This window comes from Paenarthrobacter sp. NPDC092416 (genome assembly GCF_044755025.1).
In the GTDB taxonomy this organism is placed as follows: domain Bacteria; phylum Actinomycetota; class Actinomycetes; order Actinomycetales; family Micrococcaceae; genus Arthrobacter.
Genome location: NZ_JBIVQG010000004.1, coordinates 21,708 through 41,186, shown reverse-complemented (window position 1 = coordinate 41,186; position 19,479 = coordinate 21,708). Strand labels below are relative to the sequence as shown.

Here is a 19,479-nt window from a genome sequence, read left to right as displayed (position 1 = left end):
CCTCAGACACCAGGGCATCTCTAGCTCTTCATTTGCTCCTGACACCGCGGTCGGGTGGGTGCAGTCACGCTCAGCCATTACCTCGTCGCGTAGAACGCAACAGCCGACGAGGCAGCGACGTTGAGCGAGTCGACGCCGTTCATCATCGGAATTGTTACGCGCGCGTCGAGTACCTGGTCAGTCTCAGGCCTCAACCCCTCACCCTCGGTGCCGAAGACCAGCGCCAGATGCGGATGATCTTGCGCTACCAAGTCATCAAGCGTGATGGCACCTTCGCCAAGCGACATGCCGGCCACGAAGTAGCCTGCTTCCTTGAGGACCTCGAGGTCGTCCGGCCACGATTCGATGCGGGTCCACGGCACCTGGAACACGGTGCCCATCGACACGCGGATGGAGCGTCGGTATAGCGGGTCGGCGCACTGGGGTGAGACCAGTACGGCGTCGACGCCGATGGCTGCCACGCTGCGGAAAATCGCGCCTACATTTGTGTGGTCGGTAAGGTTCTCAAGGACCGCGATCCTTGATCGTCCTGGCGTATGAGAACGATCCGGCCCTTGTACTTTGGAACCACTGACATTGGTGTGGTCCACGATGTCTTCCAGAACGGCCACCCGCTGCGCACCCTCCAACAGTGTCTGGAGGGGTACTGGGGCTGGCCGGTGCATGGCAGCCATGGCTCCGCGGTGCAGGTGGAACCCTGTGATCTCTTCCAACAGGGGAGCTTTGCCGATGAACACCGGAACGTCTGGATAGGCCTGGAAAACGTCGTCGAGATCTTCCAGCCATTTCTCCGCGAGGAAGAAAGACCGCGGCTGGTGCCCGGCGGCGAGTGCACGACGCAGCACCCGAGAGGACTCGGCGATGTACATGCCCTCCTCAGGTTCGCGGAGCTTGCGGAGGTGCACGTCGGTCAGCGTCGTGTAGTCAGTCACCCGGGGATCGTCGGCTGACTCCAGATAGTGGAAGGTCACCGCGGGATTATTTCAGCAGGTTGGCGATCATGACGCCCAAGGCCACAATGCCGAGGGTGAAGATGACAGCCCGAAGGACGCGTGGAGAAAGCCTGCGGCCTACTTTGGAGCCAACGAGACCGCCAATCGTGGAACTCACCGCGATCAGGAGGACCACCAGCCAGTTGATGCGATCGAAGGCGAAGATCAGGTAGGACACTGCGGCCACCATGTTCACACCCAGCACGAGGATGTTCTTCATGGCATTCGCGTTCTGCATGGTTCCCGTGAGGAACACACCCAGGATTCCCACCAGCAGGATGCCCTGGGCAGCCACGAAATAGCCGCCATAGATACCGGCGAGGTAAACGAGAACCACCAGCAGCACGCCATGGCTACGATCCCGAATGGCGTGCTCCGGGTTCTGTTCACGGCTCCGGACCCAAGTTTGCAATTTCGGCTGGAACAGCACCATCAACAACGCCAGCACCAACAGGACAGGCGCTACGTAGTGGAAGACCTTCTCCGGCAGATGCAGCAGTAACCACGCGCCGGTGATGCCGCCCAATAGAGACGCCGGCAGCAACTTCATGAGCTGCCTGCCGCGGCCAGCCAACTCCCGCCGGTATCCCCATGCGCCCGCCGCCGTGCCGGCCACCAGACCCATGGCATTGCTCATGGACGCAACCACAGGGGTAACGCCGAGCGCAATGAGTACGGGGAAAGTTACGAGCGTGCCGGAGCCGACCACCGCGTTGATGGTGCCGGCCCACAAGCCCGCGAAAAAGACCAGGATGCTGCTAAGGATCTCCATTTCTTGGGTCCCCCGGCCTAGCGGCGGGCAGTGGCCGTGTAGCGGCCGGAGTTTTCAGTGACGTCCAAGGAAAGCCCGAAGGTGTTGGACAGGTGCTCGTCGGTCAGGACCTCCTTGATGGGACCCGCCGCGACGACGCCGCCATCCCGCAGCAGCATTGCGTGCGTGAATCCAGGCGGGACTTCCTCAAGGTGGTGGGTGACCAGGACCATGGCCGGTGCGTCCTCATCGCTGGCGAGTTCGCCCAGTTTGTGGACCAGCTCTTCGCGTCCGCCAAGGTCCAGGCCGGCAGCTGGTTCGTCAAGCAACAGCAGCTCGGGGTCGGCCATAAGGGCTCGGGCAATCTGAACGCGCTTGCGCTCTCCCTCGGACAACGTGGCGAACGTCCTGTTGAGCAGTGGTCCCATCCCCCAGTCGTTCAAGAGGCCAAAGGCGCGGCGCTCGTCATCGCGTTCGTATCCTTCACGCCAGCGTCCGGTCACGCCATAAGCGGCGGTCACGACGACGTTCAGCACGTTCTCGTGTTCCGGGATTTGGGTGGCGAGGGCTGCAGAAGAAAGGCCAATCCGCGGACGCAACTCAAACACATCGACGCGGCCGAGGGTTTCGTCGAGGATCCCGGCCTTGCCGCTGCTGGGGTGCAGTCGTGCTGCCGCGATCTGGAGGAGGGTGGTCTTGCCGGCGCCGTTGGGTCCAAGGATGACCCAGCGTTCGCCTTCATTGACCTGCCAGTCAACCTTGTCCAGCAGGGTCTTTTTGCCTCGGACAACGCTGACGGAAGCCAATTCCAGAACATCACTCATAGCAGTAGACACTAGGACAAAAATACAGATGACTGATAACCGGTCACTTGTGCTCGTTGCTGCGGAGAAACAAATTCGGGTGAACCTAGCAGGCTCAGTAGGATTGAAGCCATGACTTCGAACTTGGCTGCGGTCAGCTATGGCGTGAATTTGTCCCCTGAATCGCTCGATAACCTGCGCAAAGTGCTGGCCGATGCCGGCGCCGCAGTGTCATCGGAATCACAGTCGGGGGATGACCGATTTGGCGTTCACACTGCCGATCTCGCCGTGGTCTCTGGTACCGACGCCGACCTTGCCGCCCTGCGACGTCGCGTGGCCGAGGATGCCGTTGATGGAACGGATACTGCACTGGTCCCCGCCGGTCTTCGGGAAGCATCCCGCAAGTTGCTCATCATGGATGTGGATTCCACCCTCATCCAGCAGGAAGTCATTGAGCTCTTGGCTGCCTACGCCGGCAAGCGCGACGAAGTTGCGGCCGTCACCGAGGCCGCCATGCGTGGTGAGCTGGACTTTGCCCAGAGCCTGCACGCACGTGTGGCCGTCCTCGCAGGGCTGCCTGCCGCCGTCGTCGACTCCGTACGCAACGAGGTGCGCCTCAGCCTGGGAGCTGCTGAGCTCGTTGCCGCGTTCAAGGCCGCCGGACATGTGGTGGCCGTTGTTTCGGGTGGCTTCAACCAGATCCTGGGGCCCATCGCCGAGGAGCTCGGCCTGGACTACTGGATTGCGAACGAGCTGGAAATCGTGGATGGCGCATTGACGGGCAAGGTTTTGGGAGCGGTGATTGATCGGGCCGCCAAGGAAAAGTACCTGCGTGAGTGGGCCGCTGCCGAGGGAATCAGTATGGAACACACCATCGCCGTGGGCGACGGCGCCAATGACCTCGACATGCTCGGTGCCGCGGGCATCGGCGTCGCCTTCAACGCGAAGCCGGCGGTCCGCGCAGTGGCAGACGCCGCGATCAACATGCCATACCTGGACGCCGTACGGCACATAGCCAACGTCTGAAGCGTCGACTGAGGCGGGTCATTCATCCGGACTCGTTCGGCCGGGTCAGGAACTAAACGCACGCGTTCACGGTGTCCTGCCGATTGGGCGGCGTTACGGCGCTGCTTTCGGGGCGGCCTCCGGATCCCAATTGGTTGATTTGGCCCACTGTTCCGAGAGGTAGTATGCATTGGCGAACCAATAATCCTTGGCCTTTGCGTAGGCATCGAAATGGGTGTCAGCTGCATGTGTTGCTGCCAGTGATTTTTTCACCGCCGCATAGTCGTCGCGGGCCTGGTCATCTGCCCGGAGCCAGTCCCGAAACAAGAACGCATATCGCCATCCCGGCGAGCCAATTCGGCGCACATGGACGATGACCCGGCGTTCCTCATCGACACTCGCGTACAACCGCTTCGCCCACAACGCGGGATCGGTGATCAAGCCGCGAGGGTTGTCTGCGCTGACGCCCGGAGCGTCCGGCGCCACATCTTGGACATTAACGAGACCCGCGCTACGCAGCTGCGCATCCACACTGTCGCAGTCTTCCAAGCGCTCAACCGAGACTTGCAAATCGATAATGGCCTTGGCAGGCAGGCCTTTAACTGCCGTCGACCCGATGTGATTGATTTTCACGGCGAAACTATTGAATACCAGCTCGATGCGTGCCTCGATCCGCCCAGCTGTTTCGGCCCAGACCGGCGACCATTGAGCAATCGCGGGCGGTAAATCGGACGGTAGTTGATGGTCACGGCGCCTCTGGTCGAACCGCTGCGCCCTGACGATAAAGGCCTCGCGGTCCCGGCCACCAGCTATTACCGCGTCCAAAAGACGGGAATCCTTCATTCCCGACGCTCCGGGACCAACGCCCACCGCAAGATGGCAGGCAGCCGACGCGGCAGCGATTCTTAGGTCGGCAGGCTGGAGTTCGACAACCCTGACGCCTCGGATGGCCGCCCGGAGGTCGGACAGCAAACGGTGGGAAGGCTCGGCGTCCTCGCCAACCACGGCAACAGACAAGGGCTGACTCTCATTTGACCACATCGTGCCACGATAGCGCGGTGCGGTCCCGGTCCACGACCGTCCTCGGTCTGGCCGAATGACCAATACCGGCACTGTCACGGGTTCCAGGTCCGGGTCTTTCCGAACCTCAGCACGCGCCTGGACCGCCCTCGCGACACATCAACCTGGGCATGACGAGTCTCGTCCGGGCCTGACTTGTCCGGCGATTATTGCCTTGCTGCGGGAGGCTGCGGGGGGAAAGAGGTATGGAAATCCCTAGGAGTTGGGAAACGTCAAGGCCATCCAAAGGGCTGCTGGCCCGGATTCATCGTGGGCCAGCAGCCTGGAGTGCGGGCTTAGAGGGTGGCCAGCAGCTGCTGCATTTCCTTGATCTCGGCTTCCTGGGCGCTCACGATGTCTTTGCTGAGCTGGACGGCTTCGGTGTTCTTGCCGTCGGTCGTTTCGGTTTTGGCCATCGTCACGGCACCTTCGTGGTGGGCGACCATCTGGGTCAGGAAGAGCTTGGCGGCATCGACACCCTGCGCGGCTTCGAGTTTCGCCATGTCTTCAGCGCCCATCATGCCTTCCGTGCCGTGCCCGGTGGGCACCTGCATCGACTCGCCCCAGCCTTGAAGCCAGCCGGTCATCTTCTTGATCTCCGGCGCCTGGGCCTCCTTGATCCGGGCTGCCAGCGCTGTGACTTCGCTCGGGATGTCCTGCTTCTTCAGGATCATGTCGCTCATTTCGACCGCCTGTGCGTGGTGCGGGATCATCATTTGGGCAAACATCAGGTCCGCGGCGTTATGGCCGGTGGCCGCAGCAGGGCTGGAGGAACTGCTACCGTGATCCATCCCCGGCATGGAGGTCCCTGAGGAACTGGAACCGCTGCCGGATGCGCCGCAGCCGGCGAGAGCGATGATGGCGGCGGCGGCCGTCGCGGCAATGGGCAAGAACTTTTTCGTGGTCATCAAAATTGGGTCCTTCGAAAGGATTTCGGGGCGCAAGCGGCCCGGGATAAGGGTCGGCGTGTATCAGCCATGACCCGACAGCCGTAGAGGCTGGCGGGCAGCGGGGAGAAGCCCGGGACGGGCAGATGGAGCGTCTATGTTCTGCTGATGGACAATTCACCCGGCGAAGGACCGGCTGGACGGTAGGCCCAAAGGCTCCAGGACGTCATGGTGGAGATGCGGGACGGTGCCGTTATGGAAACCGAGTCCACGGGCAAAGGCGCGGAAAGGCCAACTGGCGCGACAGAGGGGATGCACGGAGCGGTCATCATGTGCTGGTTTGGGCAGTTCCCTGAGCAGGAGCACTGAGCCCGGGAGGGGAACGTCTCCGAGTCGGCCGCGTTCTGCGACATGATGCGTTCCTGCGCTGGGCCTGCATGGCCGGAGTGCCCCGCGGCGCTTCCGTCAATAATAGTGGAAACTACTCCTGTAGTTGCCGTCGGAGACCCGGTGATGGTCGCCATTGTATGCATCGAATGGGAACTGGGCATGACATGCATGCCCAGGATCCCGGCGGTCAGCGCCAACACGGTGGAGAGCAGACCGATGGCATGCAGGACGGATCCGGTCATGGTGCGCTCTCTGGTCATGACGGTCCTCCTCCCTGCGTGGCTGTCTTTTCCAGGCTACCGGCACCGGCACGCCCTCCAAGTATGTGTTGCGTCGGTGCTGGCGGCCTTCAGGGCGGTCAACGAACCTGTGCGGGGTTCAGTTTCACCCGGCGGAGCAACTGTGCGTTGAGGGCGACCACGATGGTCGAAATGGACATCAGGACTGCCCCGGCGGCTGGGGACAGGACGATACCGGCGAATGCCAGCACGCCCGCTGCCAAGGGTACGGCGATGGCGTTGTAGCCGGTGGCCCACACGAGGTTTTGCCACATCTTCGTGTAGCTGGCCCTGGACAGGTCCACCATGGACAGCACAGCCCGTGGGTCGTTGCCAGCCAGGATCACCCCGGCTGATTCCATGGCCACGTCGGTGCCGGCACCGATGGCAATGCCGACCTCGGCGCGGGCCAGCGCCGGGGAGTCGTTGACGCCGTCCCCGACCATTGCCACCTTCAGACCGCGCCTCTGTAGTTCAGCGACCTTCTTGTCCTTGTCCGCGGGCATCACTTCGGCGAAGAGCTCATCGATGTTCAGCTCCTCACCTACTGTCTTCGCCACCTGGGTGGCGTCGCCGGTAATCATGGCAACCTTAATGCCCCTGCTTTGCAGGGCTGCCACTGCTTGCCGGGACTCAGGACGGATTGCGTCCTCCAGGCTGACCGCACCAACGATCCGATCGTCGTCGATGACGTGCAGCACTGCCGCGCCGCGCTCCATCCATTCATGAGTGGAGGCCGTCAGGGAGGCGGGTTCCGTGAGCCCCAGTTCGCGCAGCAATGCCGGCCCTCCGACCTGGACAGAGCGACCGTTGACCGTGGCACGCACGCCCCGGCCCGTCATCGAAGTGAAACCTTTCGCTTGCTGAACTTCCAGGCCCTTGCTGTGGGCTGCCCGGACGATTGCGCGGGCGACGGGGTGTTCGCTGTCGGATTCCACGGCCGCGGCCAGCGCCAGCAGTTCTTCCGGGCTGGTGTCCTCGACTGCGGCAGTCTCCTTGAGCTCGGGCTCGCCCTTGGTCAAGGTCCCGGTCTTGTCGAACAGAACGATGTCCACAGTGCGCATCCGCTCCAGTGCGATCCGGTTCTTGATCAGCACCCCAGCCGTGGCGGCCTGTTCCGTGGAGATCGCAATCACCAGTGGAATGGCGAGCCCGAGGGCGTGCGGGCAGGCGATAACGAGGACCGTCACGCTACGGGTGACGGCGTCGGGCAGGCTGCCCAACAGGGCCCAGGCAATGAAAGTGATGACACCGGCAATGGTGGCGAAGTAGAACAGGAATGCCGCCGCCCGGTCGGCGAGGGCTTGGGTTTTTGAGGACGAGGCCTGTGCCTCGGCTACCAACCGCCGGATGCCAGCCAGGGCCGTGTGGTCCCCGATCGCCGTCACGGTGACCCGGACGGTGTTATCGGTGGCCACGGTCCCGGCCACCACCGGGTCCCCCAATGAGCGAAGCACCGTTTTGGATTCACCGGTGATCATGGATTCATCGAACTCGGCTTGCCCGTCGACGATGGTGCCGTCGGCGGGCATCCGCGCCCCGGATCGCACAAGGACTACGTCCCCTGTCTTCAGTTCGAAAACCGGAACGGTCTGGACGCCGGTGTCGGTGACGCGTTCGGCTTCGTCGGGCAACAGGGCCGCCAGGGCGTCCAGGGCGCCTTGGGCCGAGCCAAGAGACCGCATTTCGATCCAGTGACCGAGAAGCATTATGGCTACCAGCAACGCCAGCTCCCACCAGAAGTCCAGCTCGAAGTTCCCGAGTCCCAAGGTCGTGACCCAGGACGCGGCGAAGGCAACGGTGATGGCCATGCTGATTAGCAGCATCATGCCCGGCTGCCGGGACTTCAGTTCGTTCAAGCCGCCCTTGAGGAACGGCATGCCTCCATAGACATAGATCACCGTGCCCAGAACAGGCGGGATCCAGAGGGAGCCCGGGAATTCCGGCGGCATATACCCCACGAGGTGCCCGAACATCGGGCTGAAATACACGACCGGGACTGATAGCGCCAAGGTTTGCCAGAACCTGTCCTTGAACATGGCCGTACTATGCCCGGCGTGCTGGCCGTGAGTGTGCACGGCATGATCGTCCTGGGCATGGTGCCCCTGCCCATGGGCATCGTGCGGATGTGATGACGCTGCCGCTTCGGGAAGCTGCTGCGGTTCTGCCCGGTTCGGGTCATCTGCTTCGCTGGCCGACGAATAGCGGTGATCGTGGTGATGGCTGTGGTCTGTCATGGTGCGCTCCTTCAGACGCGGCCCGCATCGCCGAGGCGATGCGGGCCCAACGTGTTTGGACTAGCTTCCCGTCAGGCTGTATCCAGCCGACATGACGGCATGCTGGACGGCGGGAGATCCGGCGGAACCGGTGATGATCAGGCGGGAAACGCCGCCAGGGACCAGTTCAACGGACGCGGTGTCCACGCCGTCCACGGCCTTGACAGCCCGTTCGATGCTGGCCACGCAACCACCGCAGGTCAGTCCTTCAACGCCGTACTCGATACCCGTTTCGGCGGGCGGAGTGGTTCGGGCTTCGTCGGAACAGCAGCCGCAGCGCAAGGACGACGCAGCAGTAAGGGGCAGTTGGATCCAAGAAGGTGTTTGCATGTCAGTTCCCTTAGTTGCAGAAGATGCGATGGGTGCTGTGGTTGAACGGATGTAAAGAGGAAACCAGTACGACCCTCCGCGACATACCACTCACTGACAACACCATTAATATACCCCTAGGGGGTATATTCGACAAGCGCTGTTCATCCCTTATCGGGTGGTTCGGGATTCCTCTGTTTCGATATTCAACGGACTTCGATGGCACCCATCATGCCGAGGTCCTCGTGGTCCAGGATGTGGCAGTGGTAGACGGAGCGTCCGCTGAAGTCCTTGAATGCGATCCTGACCTTTACACGCCCGTTTGCGGGCACGTTCACCACGTCCTGCCAGATGGCTGGGTACTTGTGGTGACCGTTCTCTTCGATGATTAGCATTGGCCAGATATGAAGGTGGAACGGATGGTCCATGGGGCCGGAGTTGATCAGCGTCCACTCCTCCACGTCGCCGGCCGATACCGTAGTGTCTGTTCGGGTTTCGTTGAATTTCTTGCCGTTGATCGTGAAACTCATCAGGCCCCCACCCATGCCAGCGGCCAGCACGAACTGCCGGCGGGCCGCGACCGTCGCTGACCGTAAGTCTCCGGGCACTTTCTGGGTGGGCACTGATGGGAGGGTGGCGACCGGTTCGCCGGTCACATGAAGCGTGGCCAGTGCCGTACCGTCCGATTGGTTGGCAGGGCCTCGTGTTCGGCGCCCAGGGCTCATCATTCCCTCCATGGTTCCCCGGTCCTGATAGAACGTGCGCAGAACGGAGTTGCCGATTGCTGTGGTCACTAAAAGGTCTGCCCGGTTTCCGGGAGTGAGCAGCAGTTCATCCACTTTCTCCGGTGTCGGGAAGCGGCCGGAGTCCAGCCCGAGGAGCTGCAACTGCTGGCCGTCGAGCCGCAGCCGGAGGTAGCGGGCCACGCACGCGTTGACGATGCGCCACCTTTCCCGTTGCCCCGGGCGGGCACTGAATTTCGGATTGCTTTGACCGTTGACCAATATCAGCTCACCCTCCCGGCCCATCAACCGTTCCATCCCCGGGACCGCCGCAATATTGCCCAGGCCGTCCAAGGTGGTGTCCGAAATGACCAGCACCCGGTCCACACTCGACTCGATCGGCACCGGGTCCTCGACGATGATCGCTCCGAAGAGGCCCGCGAAGATCTGATCAGCGACCACGCCGTGGTGGTGAGGGTGATACCAGTACACTCCCGGGGGGTGATCCAACGGAAGTTTGTATTCATAGTCGAAGGTTCCTCCGGGGTCCACCGCGACGAACACATTGTCCCCGCTGCCCTCCGGGGACACGTGGAGGCCGTGCACGTGCAGGTTAGTGGCCTGAGCCAGGTTGTTGACCAGGCGGATCCTCAGGACATCGCCTGCCCGCACTCGAAGCGTCGGGCCGGGAATGCCGCCGTTATAGCCAAGGGCTGCGGTCTGCTGGCCAGCAAGCAACATTTGTCCGGGTGCGGCTTCGAGCCGTACCTGAAGCTGGCCGTTTGCACTCCACTCCTCCGGAGGCTGGGTCAGTTCGCTTCCCATAGGGGGATGATCCGGCGAGGTCAGGGTCCAGACCAACCCGGCACCGCCGGCCGCTGTTCCTGCAATGCCGAACCCGCCCAGCAGCAGCACCTGGCGACGGCTGATGGGTTGCACTACGGGGCCTCACCGAGCACATTGAGGTGTTCGCGGTACTGGTCTGCCGTGAGTTCTCCTTTTGCAAAACGCTCGTCGAGAATCTGGCGGGCACTGCTCCCCTTCGCCGGCGGCGGGTCGCCTGGCCCCTGTGGGCCTGTAGGCACGTAGCCGCCACGGCCGCCGCTAATGACCTTGATCGAGAGAAACACAAGAAGCGTGATGCCGACAAGCAGCAGAAGAACCCAAAGCCACATCCACGCCATGCCTTGTCCATAACCCCACATCATGATCCGCACCCTTCACTTCTGAGATCTACTCCCAGTCTCAGCCCGGATCCGAGCCGCCAATAGAGTCCGAGGTCCCGGTCCTCCGTTGGAGTGGTATGTCGCGCATCGATCTCCGCGCCGGAGGGTCTTGCGGGTGACGGGTGACCACGGGCGCCCGCGCCGGAAAACGTGATTTTCGCGACACGAACCGGATTCCCGTCCCACCTACTGGTGACTCATAGCAACAGAATCCCAGGAGAGAAAGATGGTTTTCAACCAATCCCACATCGGAGCGTCAGTTGGCATGGCCAACCTCGATACCGCGGACGTGCAAGCAGGCCTCATGGTCGTGCTGATTCTCGGCGCAACGTTAATGGCCCTACTCGGGGTCTTCGTCGTTCTCGTCGTTGTACCGCTTGCGGCGCTGGTCCTCAGGAAGCGCAGAGGCAGGCGGAGAGAGATCTCTCCTGCTGCGGCAAAGGCGAAGGCGGAAGCCACTGAACCACGCAACGGTCCTCGTCATGCGAAGCCCAAGCATGGATTCAGTCTCCGAATTAAGCGAATTGCACCCCAGTTGGTAAGTCAAGGCCATGAACGTGGGAGCGGCGGAATGAAACGCTAAAGCAGGATTCGTGACGCGAAAACTGAGACAATCTATTCGATCGCCGCGAATTCTTGGGAATATGGCCATTAAGTGTGAAACGCTCCGTCAGAGTTTCCAAATTATGCATTAAGTCGCATAACCTAATAGACGTACCGTGAAGAAAGCGGACGTCCGGGATGACAGAAGTGCAGGGTTAATGAACCGTTCACAGCGCACATGGAAATGGTGGAAACAACGGGAAGGATTTGAGTCGGCGGAATATGAGCAGTCCCCATCAGACGAGCCCACAACGACCTTCCGCGAACTCTTCCATGGCGACCACTTCACGGATTCGTTTGATGACAAAACAGAACAGGAAGAGCTAAATATGAGCACGCTTGACGAAGCTATTAAGCAACTGCTGTCCATCGAAGGCGCCACTGGTGCGGCCGTCGTGGACTACTCCAGCGGAATGGCCCTGGCTCAGGGTGGAAGCCCTGGCTTTGACCTCGGCATTGCCGCAGCCGGCAACTCAAACGTCGTCAGTGCCAAGTTGCGCACCATGGCGGACCTGAGCCTGGACAGTGACATCGAAGATATCCTGATCACCCTGAGCACCCAGTACCACTTGATCCACGTGCTGAATTCAGGCGGTTCAAAGGGCCTTTTCGTCTACCTGGTGCTCGACCGAACCTATGCAAACCTGGCATTGGCACGCCACAAGCTCAACAACCTGGCCAAGGGAATCACGATCTGATCTCCCGCAGGAAAACCAAGGGGACGGCCACGCAATTGCGTGGCCGTCCCCTTGGCGTCTTCCCGGCAGCGATGCCGCTCTGCCTCAAATCTTCACGCGGCGAGCCTCGCTGACCCCGGATTCAAACTTGGAGCCCAGCATATGGTGCACCAAGACGTCCTCATTGGTATTGGCGTTGGCCTCGATGGTAACAAGTTCGCCGTCCCGCATCACACCAATCCGGTGGCACCAGCTGACCAGCTCCGACAAGTCCGATGACAACAGGATGATGGCCACCCCGGTTTGGCTGAGCTCGGTAAGCATCTGATACACAATTTCCTTGGCCCCAATGTCTATGCCTCGACTGGGATGACTGAGAATCAACACATCGCAATCCGTCGTCATCCATTTGGCGAGGTGAACTTTCTGACGGTCGCCGCCGGAAAGAGTGGTGATGGTGCCATGGATGTTCGTCGTGTTGATGCGCATGCGGCGAACCAGTTCAATGACGCCTCGCAGCTGCGTGATCTCATCCAGCAAGTTCGCCTCGGCGGCATCGTCACTGGGCTGGAGGCCGTCCGCAATAGTGGTTCCGGACTCCAGGTTGCCCGAGGTGTCTGACAGATAGCCAATCTTCAGGCGCAGTGCATCCTGCGGCCCCAGGATCTGAACCGGATTTCCGTGGAGGAATATCTGCCCCGATGTGCTCGGGTGAATGCCCACAAGTGCTTCCAGCAACTCGTAAATACCCGAACGATGGGTTCCGACGAGTCCGAAAATCTCACCTTTGGCCACGTTAAAAGTCACGTCGCGAACATTGGCCCCGACGCTAAGGTTTACGACTCGGACTGCTTCTTCACCAGCTGCCGGAACAGTGGGTCTGGTGTTGCTTTCCAGCTTCTGCTGCAGCAGGAGAAAAGCCAGCTCATCAACATTGGTCTGACTTGCTTCCAGAATCCTATGCACCGTGCCGTCCCTCAGAACGGCGATGCGGTGGGCGATGGATCGGACCTCATCCAGGCGGTGGGTGATGTAGATGATCGCCCTCCCCTGATCGACCAGCATCCGCAGAACCTGATGAAGAACCGCGACATCGTGATCCGGCAGAGATGCGGCAACCTCGTCCATGATGACGAGTTGGGCTTCTTCGGCGACCATTCTGAGAACTTCCACGAGGGTCTGGTCGGCGCGAATGAGAGTCCCGACTGCGGCATCCGGATCCATGCTGATGCCGATGTCGCGGATCAATTCCGTGGCCTGGGCCCGTAGTTCAAGATGGGACTTATCGGCTTGAAAAGTCCTGCGGAAAATCGCTTTGGCGACAGTCATGTCAGGATCAAGTCGGAAGTTCTGTGGAATGAGCCCAACGCCGCAGGCTTGCGCCTCGTCGATCGTTTCGGGTCCATATATTTCCCCGGCCAGCATGATTCGACCGCCGTCATGCTTATGGGATCCGGACAATACGCCCATCAGGGTTGTCTTGCCCGCCCCATTGGTTCCAATCAGCCCCAGAATTTCGCCGCGATACAAGGAAAGCCCAACGCCTTTGAGGATTTGCCGTTGATCATAGGAGGCATGAATATCATCGGCATGCAATAACAGATCCAAGGAAAGCTCCTAGTTCGCGGATACGCGTTCGACAGCGGGAGTGGGCGCTCTGCCGAGTTAATCAGATAGTATCCGTTAATGCAAAAGAGGTACGGCGAAACAAGTTATCGAATTTCGTGACGCGAAAAGCGCGACTATTTATCACGTCGTCTTCCTCTACCCGCGGTCTGGTCGGCCAACGAGTCGTCAATGTGCCCTTAAACAGCTGTGGCCCGGGACATTTGCCCCGGGCCACAGCTGTTGAGGAGAACGTTACTCGGCCGTCTTGCCGAAATAGTCTGCTCCACCGACGTACTCGGTGTGGCCGGATTCGACGTCAGCGGTGACCATCTTGGCAACCTCGGCCGCGAACTCCTGCACGGAGTACAGCTTGCCGGCCTCCGCGCGCCGGGCCTCGATTGCACCCGGGTTGGAGCGGTCAAGCAAGGTAGCCGTGACGGTGCCTTCGATCATGTCGCCGGAAACGACAACCAGCGAGATGCCCTTGTCCGCAAGGTTCGGCAGGAGGGCGCGCAGCGCGTCTTCACCGGCACGCTTGCTCTTGGCGACGGGCTCGTACTCAGGCATGGTGGGCACGGTCTCAACGAAGTGGGCCTGGTGGCTGGTCACGAAGACGACGCGTGAACCTTCAGGCATCAGCGGCACGGCAGCGTTCAGCATGTTGATCTGGGCGTCGCGGTTGAGCTTAAGTGCGTAGCCCTCCTCCATGCCGGACTCCATGCCGCCGGATGCGTTGAGCACCAGGACGTCGAGGGAACCGAATTCCTCCATGGCCGTGCTGGCCAAGGCGTGTACGCCTTCGTCGGTGGTGAGGTCGGCGCCTACGGCAGCCGCGCGGCCGCCCGCGGCCTGGATGTCAGCCACAACCTTATTGGCGCGAGGCGCCTTCTGGCGGTAGTTAACGACGACGGCGGCACCCTCACCCGCGAGGATCTTGGCAACTTCGGCCCCGATCCCCCGGGAAGATCCAGTGACGATCGCAGTCTTGTTATCCAGCGTTCCCATTCGTGCTCCTTTTGTTCAATTCATCCAAATTCCGTGGGCTCGAGTTCCATCATGCCAGCGGCGACGATGAATCCTTTTGTTGAGCTCACACAAAAACTGATTGGTCTACTAGGACCGTTGGGGGCTCAGTGCCCCATCCCGAGGCCGCCATCAACGGGAATCACGGCGCCCGAAATGTATGCAGCCTCATCGCTGGCCACCCAGCGGACCACGTCAGCAACCTCAGAGGCCTCCGCGAAGCGTCCAGCCGGGACATTGGCAAGGTATGCCTTCTGGGTGTCTTCGGGCAGTTCCGCGGTCATGTCCGTGTTGATGAAGCCCGGAGCAACGACGTTGGCCGTGATGCCGCGGCTGCCAAGTTCACGAGTCAATGATCGGGCAATGCCGACCATTCCGGCCTTGGATGCCGAGTAGTTGATCTGTCCAGGTGCACCATAGAGGCCGGACACCGAGGAGATCAGGACCACGCGGCCCTTACGGAGCCGGATCATGCCCTTGGAGGCGCGTTTGATGACGCGGAAGGCTCCAGTGAGGTTGGTATCCAGGACCGAAGTAAAGTCGTCCTCGCTCATGCGCAGCAGCAGCGTGTCCTTGGTGATACCCGCATTGGCAACCAGCACTTCCACCGGGCCGTGCGCGGCTTCGACTACCTTGAACGCTTCGTCAATGGACGCCTCATCCGTCACATCTGCCTTGACGCCCAGGATGCCTTCAGGCAGTTCTGTTTCACTGCGGTAGGTCACTGCGACTTTGTCACCGTTGGCGAGAAACGATTCGGCGATCGCGAGGCCAATGCCGCGATTGCCGCCGGTGATGAGGACGCTGCGGCCGGTGGATACTGCTTCAGACATTCGTTGACTCCAGGTTCTGCGGCAAGGCAATGCCGCGGTGAAGAGGGGTTTTCCTGCCTCGATCTTATCCGCCGTGCAATGCAACCCGTGGGTAACTGGCCGCCAGCGCGGTTTGGGCGGCTCCCACCTTGGTGAGAGAATTAAGAGAAGCCTTTGGAGCGTGATGATTCAGCTGTGACACGAGAAAACAGTCCCCTGCAGCAGGTGCCCGGGGATCCGGACGCTGTTTCCAGCGACCCCGAAGTCCATAGCATCACCGATGCCGCCGCTGCCCACTCAGAAGACATGCGTGAGCGCATGATCAAATACGCGGTGGCCATGGGCATCCGCATGGTGTGCATCATCCTGATCTTCGTCGTGGACGGCTGGTTCAAGATCATTGCCATAGCCGGCGCAGTGTTCCTGCCGTGGATCGCAGTGGTTATTGCCAACGGAAGCGACAAAGCCGAGGACCACAGTGAGTCCCTGCTTGAGAACGTCGCGGCCGCCGAGATCGAGGGCTCCCCGCTTCCCGCGGCCGACGAAGCCCCGGACGAAGTGACAATTCTCCAAGGCGAACTGATCGACGACGAAACTCCCGGCGATCCGGCTGACGCACCTGATACGACCTACACCACCGAAACCGGTAATGAACGGGCGGCTTCATGAACATCCTTAACCTTGGCGGCCTTGGTACTGGCGGCCAGGATTCCGAACGTGCCACCGGGCCTGCTGTCTGCTCGCGCAAGGGATGCCGTGCAGGTGCGGACTGGCAGCTCCTGTGGAACAACCCGCGCATCCACACCCCGGAGCGTCGGAAGGTTTGGCTCTCGTGTGATGAACATCGCGGTTGGCTTGAGGAATATCTCCAGACGCGTGGCTTGTGGAAGGAAACCATTCCCTTCCTGGCTGACGACGCCACAGTTGGCGAGGCCCGCTGAATGTACCGTTTTCTCTTCTCCAGCAAATGGCTGGGGTACTTTGTCCTGGCGGCGGTCTTCGCCACTGCCTGTGTTTTCCTGGGCCGCTGGCAGATGGATCGCAGGGCCGAGACCCTCGCCGAAATCAACCGGGTGGTGAGCAACTATTCGGCCACGCCCATCCCATACACGGACATCAAGTCCGAGTTCGACTCAATGGACCCCGAGCGTGAATGGACCCAGGTTGAACTCCGAGGCCGCTACGATATCGACGGTCAGCGGGTTGTACGCAACCGGCCGCTGAACGGCCAGCCAGGCTACGACGTCGTGGTTCCCTTCCGCTTGACTACCGGTGAAGCGGTGGTCATCGACCGCGGTTGGTTGCCGATTGGCAACAACACCCCGGGGCATCCCGACGTCGTTCCTGCGCCGCCCGCTGGCGAGGTCACCGTAGTGGCGCGCCTCAAACCGTCCGAGCCAAAGCTGGACCGGGGCGCTGTCGAGGGCCAATTGGCGTCGATTGACCTGGCGGGTTTCGCCACAGAACTCCCCTACCCGATTGCCACGGGCGCCTATGGGCAGTTGGCGAGCGAAAGCCCGGCCGTGCAACCGATGCCTACTGCGTTCCCTAAGCCTGCCACGGAGGAGGGAACGCACCTCTCGTACTCTTTGCAGTGGTTCGCATTTGGTGTCCTCATGTTCATCGGCTTCGGATATGCGGCCCGTCAGCAGGCACGCAATGCGGCCATTGACGCGGAAGACGAAGAGGACGACGACATCATCGCCGCGGGCGGTCCGCCCAAGCGCCGGACTCCGGCGCCCCGGAAGAACAAGCGTCGAACATCCGAAGAAGAGGAAGACGCAATTCTGGATGCGCAAGGGTACTGAATGATTCCGGATCCTGTACTCAACGTAAAGTCAGCACTGACGGCTGCGGGCGCCGAGGACACCGTTCGGATTTTCGAGGACAAGGTTCCGACGGCCGCAGCGGCGGCGTCGGTTCTTGGCTGTGACGTCGCGGCCATCACCAACAGCCTGATCTTCGAACTCGATGGGCAACCACTCCTGATCCTCGCCAGCGGCGCGGCAAAAGTGGATACGACATTGGTAGCAAGCCTCTTGGGAGCCGGCAAGATCCGCCGGGCAAAGCCGGACTTCGTGCTGAGGCACACTGGCCAGGAAGTGGGAGGCGTTGCACCAGTAGGACACCCGGAGAAACTCCGTACACTGCTGGACGCCTCGCTGCGGGAACAACCGCTGCTGTGGGCAGGCGCCGGAGACCACAACTCAATGTTCTCCATCAGCTATGAAGAGCTAAAAGCGATCACAAACGCCGAAGAACTCCAGGTTCGCTAGATCCACAAAGGTGAAACGGGCGCCAACCCGACCGCAAGGCAGGCTACCTAGGCCAGTGTGATGAGGTCCAGGTAGTCCTCGTTCCAGTGGTCCTCGACCCCGTCCGGGAGCAGTACGACTCGCTCCGGGTTCAGGGCCGAAACAGCTCCTTCGTCGTGGCTGACCATGACGACGGCGCCGCTGTAGTTTTTCAGCGCGCCCAGGATTTCCGCGCGGCTGGCAGGGTCCAGGTTGTTGGTGGGCTCATCGAGGAGCAGCACATTTGCGCTGGAGGCCACGATGGTAGCCAAGGCCAGACGCGTCTTCTCACCGCCGGACAGGACGCCGGCAGGCTTGTCGACGTCGTCGCCGGAGAACAGGAACGAGCCCAGGATGCCCCGGACCTCGGCGTCCTTCATGTCCGGTGCGGAGGAACGCATATTCTCCAGAACGGTACGATCGACGTCGAGTGTCTCATGCTCCTGGGCGTAGTAGCCCACTTTGAGGCCGTGGCCCGGGATGATGTCTCCGGTATCCGGCTTGTCAACGCCTGCGAGCATGCGCAGCAGTGTGGTCTTGCCCGCACCGTTGAGGCCGAGGATGACCACCTTGGAGCCGCGGTCGATCGCCAGATCCACGTCCGTGAAGATTTCCAAGGAACCGTAAGACTTGCTGAGGCCTTCCGCGGTCAACGGGGTCTTTCCACAAGGTGAAGGATCCGGGAAGCGCAGGGCTGCAACGCGATCATTCTCGCGCACTGCTTCAAGGCCGCTCAAGAGCCGCTCAGCACGCTTGGCCATATTCTGCGCTGCAACGGCCTTGGTGGCCTTGGCGCGCATCTTGTTGGCCTGGTCGATCAGGACCTGGGCCTTCTTCTCGGCATTGGCACGTTCGCGCTTCCGGGCTCGCTCGTCCGTTTCGCGCTGGAGCAAGTAACGCTTCCAGTCCATGTTGTAGTAATCGATCTGGGCACGGTTTGCGTCCAGCAGGAACACCTTGTTCACCGTGGCTTCGAGCAGCTCCGTGTCGTGGCTGATCACGATCAGGCCACCTTGGTGGTTCTTCAAGAAGTCGCGCAACCACGTGATGGAGTCGGCGTCGAGGTGGTTTGTCGGTTCATCGAGGAGCAGTGTCTCGGCATCGGAGTACAGAATGCGCGCCAACTCCACACGTCGCCGCTGACCACCGGAGAGCGTCTTCAGCGGCTGGTTGAGGAGCCGGTCCGGCAATGCCAGGTTGGAGGAGATCGCCGCGGCTTCCGCCTCCGCGGCATAGCCTCCGCCAGCAAGGAACTCGGCCTCGAGTCGGTCATACCGGTTCATGGCTTTCCGCTGGACGGCAGCGTCCTCGCTGGCCATGTCATCGTGGGCCTTCTTGAGTTTGCCGACAACCACGTCCAAGCCACGTGCGGACAGGATACGGTCGCGGGCGAGCTGCTCCATATCCGGAGTACGGGGGTCCTGAGGCAGGTAGCCGATCTCGCCACTGCGAGTCACCTTGCCGCCAGCGGGGAGTCCTTCGCCTGCGAGCACGCGGGTGAGGGTGGTCTTCCCGGCGCCGTTGCGGCCCACGAGCCCGATCTTGTCCCCCTTGTCCACCCTGAAGTTGACCTGGTCCATGAGCAGGCGTGCGCCGGCGCGGAGTTCAAGATCCTGGACGGTAATCAATTCGGGTGATGCCTTTCAACGGGGAACGCCTGCGGAGACCGGTGGTCCCTCTCAATGCGGCGGGGCGGCCGTGAGAACAGCCTGTTCAAGTCTACCGGCACGCAGGCCAAGGGCCGACACAGGTGTAGCGTGCACT

At 61.3% G+C, this 19,479-nt stretch carries 21 protein-coding genes; 6 read left to right on the top strand and 15 right to left on the bottom strand.

The genetic code is table 11. From position 1 onward, the window contains the following. Positions 1–77: 77 nt before the first annotated feature. Genes ACIQC5_RS09785 through ACIQC5_RS09775 form a run of 3 tightly spaced genes read right to left on the bottom strand, consistent with a single transcriptional unit; the run spans position 78 to position 2,567 of the window. Complete coding sequence (locus ACIQC5_RS09785) at positions 78–971, bottom strand: TrmH family RNA methyltransferase (protein ID WP_400281035.1); 894 nt, start codon at positions 969–971, stop codon at positions 78–80. A gap of 7 nt (positions 972–978) precedes the next feature. Beyond that, positions 979–1,764 (bottom strand): sulfite exporter TauE/SafE family protein, encoded by a 786-nt coding sequence (locus ACIQC5_RS09780; RefSeq protein ID WP_400281032.1) that lies wholly within the window; start codon positions 1,762–1,764, stop codon positions 979–981. A gap of 17 nt (positions 1,765–1,781) precedes the next feature. Beyond that, the gene (locus ACIQC5_RS09775; RefSeq protein WP_400281029.1) at positions 1,782–2,567 is read right to left on the bottom strand and encodes an ABC transporter ATP-binding protein; all 786 of its coding nucleotides are present in this window, start codon (positions 2,565–2,567) and stop codon (positions 1,782–1,784) included. A 111-nt stretch (positions 2,568–2,678) separates the two neighbouring features. Between ACIQC5_RS09775 and serB the strand changes: the two genes are divergently transcribed. Further along, complete coding sequence (serB, locus tag ACIQC5_RS09770; protein ID WP_400281026.1) at positions 2,679–3,572, top strand: phosphoserine phosphatase SerB; 894 nt, start codon at positions 2,679–2,681, stop codon at positions 3,570–3,572. Positions 3,573–3,665: 93 nt separating this feature from the next. Here serB and ACIQC5_RS09765 read toward each other — a convergent pair whose 3' ends face one another. From ACIQC5_RS09765 to ACIQC5_RS09730, 8 genes are all read right to left on the bottom strand, one after another. After that, positions 3,666–4,394, bottom strand: a complete 729-nt coding sequence (locus ACIQC5_RS09765; RefSeq protein WP_400281024.1) for a GrpB family protein — start codon at positions 4,392–4,394, stop codon at positions 3,666–3,668. Positions 4,395–4,906: 512 nt separating this feature from the next. Next, positions 4,907–5,518: a DUF305 domain-containing protein gene (locus ACIQC5_RS09760; RefSeq protein WP_400281021.1), complete on the bottom strand. Its 612-nt coding sequence runs from the start codon at positions 5,516–5,518 to the stop codon at positions 4,907–4,909. A 134-nt stretch (positions 5,519–5,652) separates the two neighbouring features. Further along, complete coding sequence (locus ACIQC5_RS09755) at positions 5,653–6,147, bottom strand: hypothetical protein (RefSeq protein ID WP_400281018.1); 495 nt, start codon at positions 6,145–6,147, stop codon at positions 5,653–5,655. Positions 6,148–6,245: 98 nt separating this feature from the next. After that, on the bottom strand, positions 6,246–8,402 hold the full coding sequence (locus tag ACIQC5_RS09750; RefSeq protein WP_400281015.1) for a copper-translocating P-type ATPase: 2,157 nt from the start codon (positions 8,400–8,402) through the stop codon (positions 6,246–6,248). Between the two features lie 60 nt (positions 8,403–8,462). Next, complete coding sequence (locus ACIQC5_RS09745) at positions 8,463–8,771, bottom strand: heavy-metal-associated domain-containing protein (RefSeq protein WP_400281013.1); 309 nt, start codon at positions 8,769–8,771, stop codon at positions 8,463–8,465. 185 nt (positions 8,772–8,956) lie between these two features. Beyond that, entirely contained in the window at positions 8,957–10,411 is a 1,455-nt protein-coding gene (locus ACIQC5_RS09740) for a multicopper oxidase family protein (RefSeq protein WP_400281010.1), read from the bottom strand. Further along, a complete protein-coding gene (locus ACIQC5_RS09735) occupies positions 10,411–10,680 on the bottom strand; it encodes an SHOCT domain-containing protein (protein ID WP_400281008.1) in 270 nt (89 codons plus the stop codon). Before ACIQC5_RS09735 ends, ACIQC5_RS09740 begins: the two co-directional genes overlap by 1 nt. A 358-nt stretch (positions 10,681–11,038) precedes the next feature. Then, the gene (locus tag ACIQC5_RS09730; protein ID WP_400281005.1) at positions 11,039–11,197 is read right to left on the bottom strand and encodes a hypothetical protein; all 159 of its coding nucleotides are present in this window, start codon (positions 11,195–11,197) and stop codon (positions 11,039–11,041) included. Between the two features lie 433 nt (positions 11,198–11,630). On the opposite strand from ACIQC5_RS09730, the gene ACIQC5_RS09725 reads away from it, so the two are divergent. Further along, positions 11,631–11,999 (top strand): hypothetical protein, encoded by a 369-nt coding sequence (locus tag ACIQC5_RS09725; RefSeq protein WP_400281002.1) that lies wholly within the window; start codon positions 11,631–11,633, stop codon positions 11,997–11,999. 84 nt (positions 12,000–12,083) lie between these two features. Here the strand turns inward: ACIQC5_RS09725 and ACIQC5_RS09720 are convergent, their stop codons facing one another. The 3 genes from ACIQC5_RS09720 to ACIQC5_RS09710 all read right to left on the bottom strand — a co-directional run bounded on the left by ACIQC5_RS09720 (position 12,084) and on the right by ACIQC5_RS09710 (position 15,442). Beyond that, positions 12,084–13,586: a sugar ABC transporter ATP-binding protein gene (locus tag ACIQC5_RS09720; protein ID WP_400280999.1), complete on the bottom strand. Its 1,503-nt coding sequence runs from the start codon at positions 13,584–13,586 to the stop codon at positions 12,084–12,086. 252 nt (positions 13,587–13,838) lie between these two features. Beyond that, positions 13,839–14,591 (bottom strand): SDR family oxidoreductase, encoded by a 753-nt coding sequence (locus ACIQC5_RS09715; protein ID WP_400280996.1) that lies wholly within the window; start codon positions 14,589–14,591, stop codon positions 13,839–13,841. A 125-nt stretch (positions 14,592–14,716) separates the two neighbouring features. Further along, the gene (locus tag ACIQC5_RS09710; protein WP_400280993.1) at positions 14,717–15,442 is read right to left on the bottom strand and encodes a beta-ketoacyl-ACP reductase; all 726 of its coding nucleotides are present in this window, start codon (positions 15,440–15,442) and stop codon (positions 14,717–14,719) included. A 153-nt stretch (positions 15,443–15,595) separates the two neighbouring features. On the opposite strand from ACIQC5_RS09710, the gene ACIQC5_RS09705 reads away from it, so the two are divergent. Genes ACIQC5_RS09705 through ACIQC5_RS09690 form a run of 4 tightly spaced genes read left to right on the top strand, consistent with a single transcriptional unit; the run spans position 15,596 to position 17,697 of the window. Next, positions 15,596–16,090, top strand: coding sequence for a DUF3099 domain-containing protein (locus tag ACIQC5_RS09705; protein ID WP_400280991.1), 495 nt, complete (start codon positions 15,596–15,598; stop codon positions 16,088–16,090). Continuing rightward, positions 16,087–16,362 carry a hypothetical protein gene (locus tag ACIQC5_RS09700; protein WP_400280988.1) on the top strand — a complete coding sequence of 92 codons (276 nt, stop codon included), beginning with the start codon at positions 16,087–16,089 and terminating at the stop codon, positions 16,360–16,362. The genes ACIQC5_RS09705 and ACIQC5_RS09700 overlap by 4 nt, the downstream gene beginning before the upstream one ends. Further along, positions 16,363–17,229, top strand: coding sequence for an SURF1 family protein (locus ACIQC5_RS09695; RefSeq protein WP_400280985.1), 867 nt, complete (start codon positions 16,363–16,365; stop codon positions 17,227–17,229). After that, entirely contained in the window at positions 17,230–17,697 is a 468-nt protein-coding gene (locus ACIQC5_RS09690) for a YbaK/EbsC family protein (RefSeq protein WP_400280982.1), read from the top strand. A 47-nt stretch (positions 17,698–17,744) separates the two neighbouring features. Here the strand turns inward: ACIQC5_RS09690 and ACIQC5_RS09685 are convergent, their stop codons facing one another. Then, positions 17,745–19,343 (bottom strand): ABC-F family ATP-binding cassette domain-containing protein, encoded by a 1,599-nt coding sequence (locus ACIQC5_RS09685; protein ID WP_400280979.1) that lies wholly within the window; start codon positions 19,341–19,343, stop codon positions 17,745–17,747. Between the last annotated feature and the right edge of the window lie 136 nt (positions 19,344–19,479).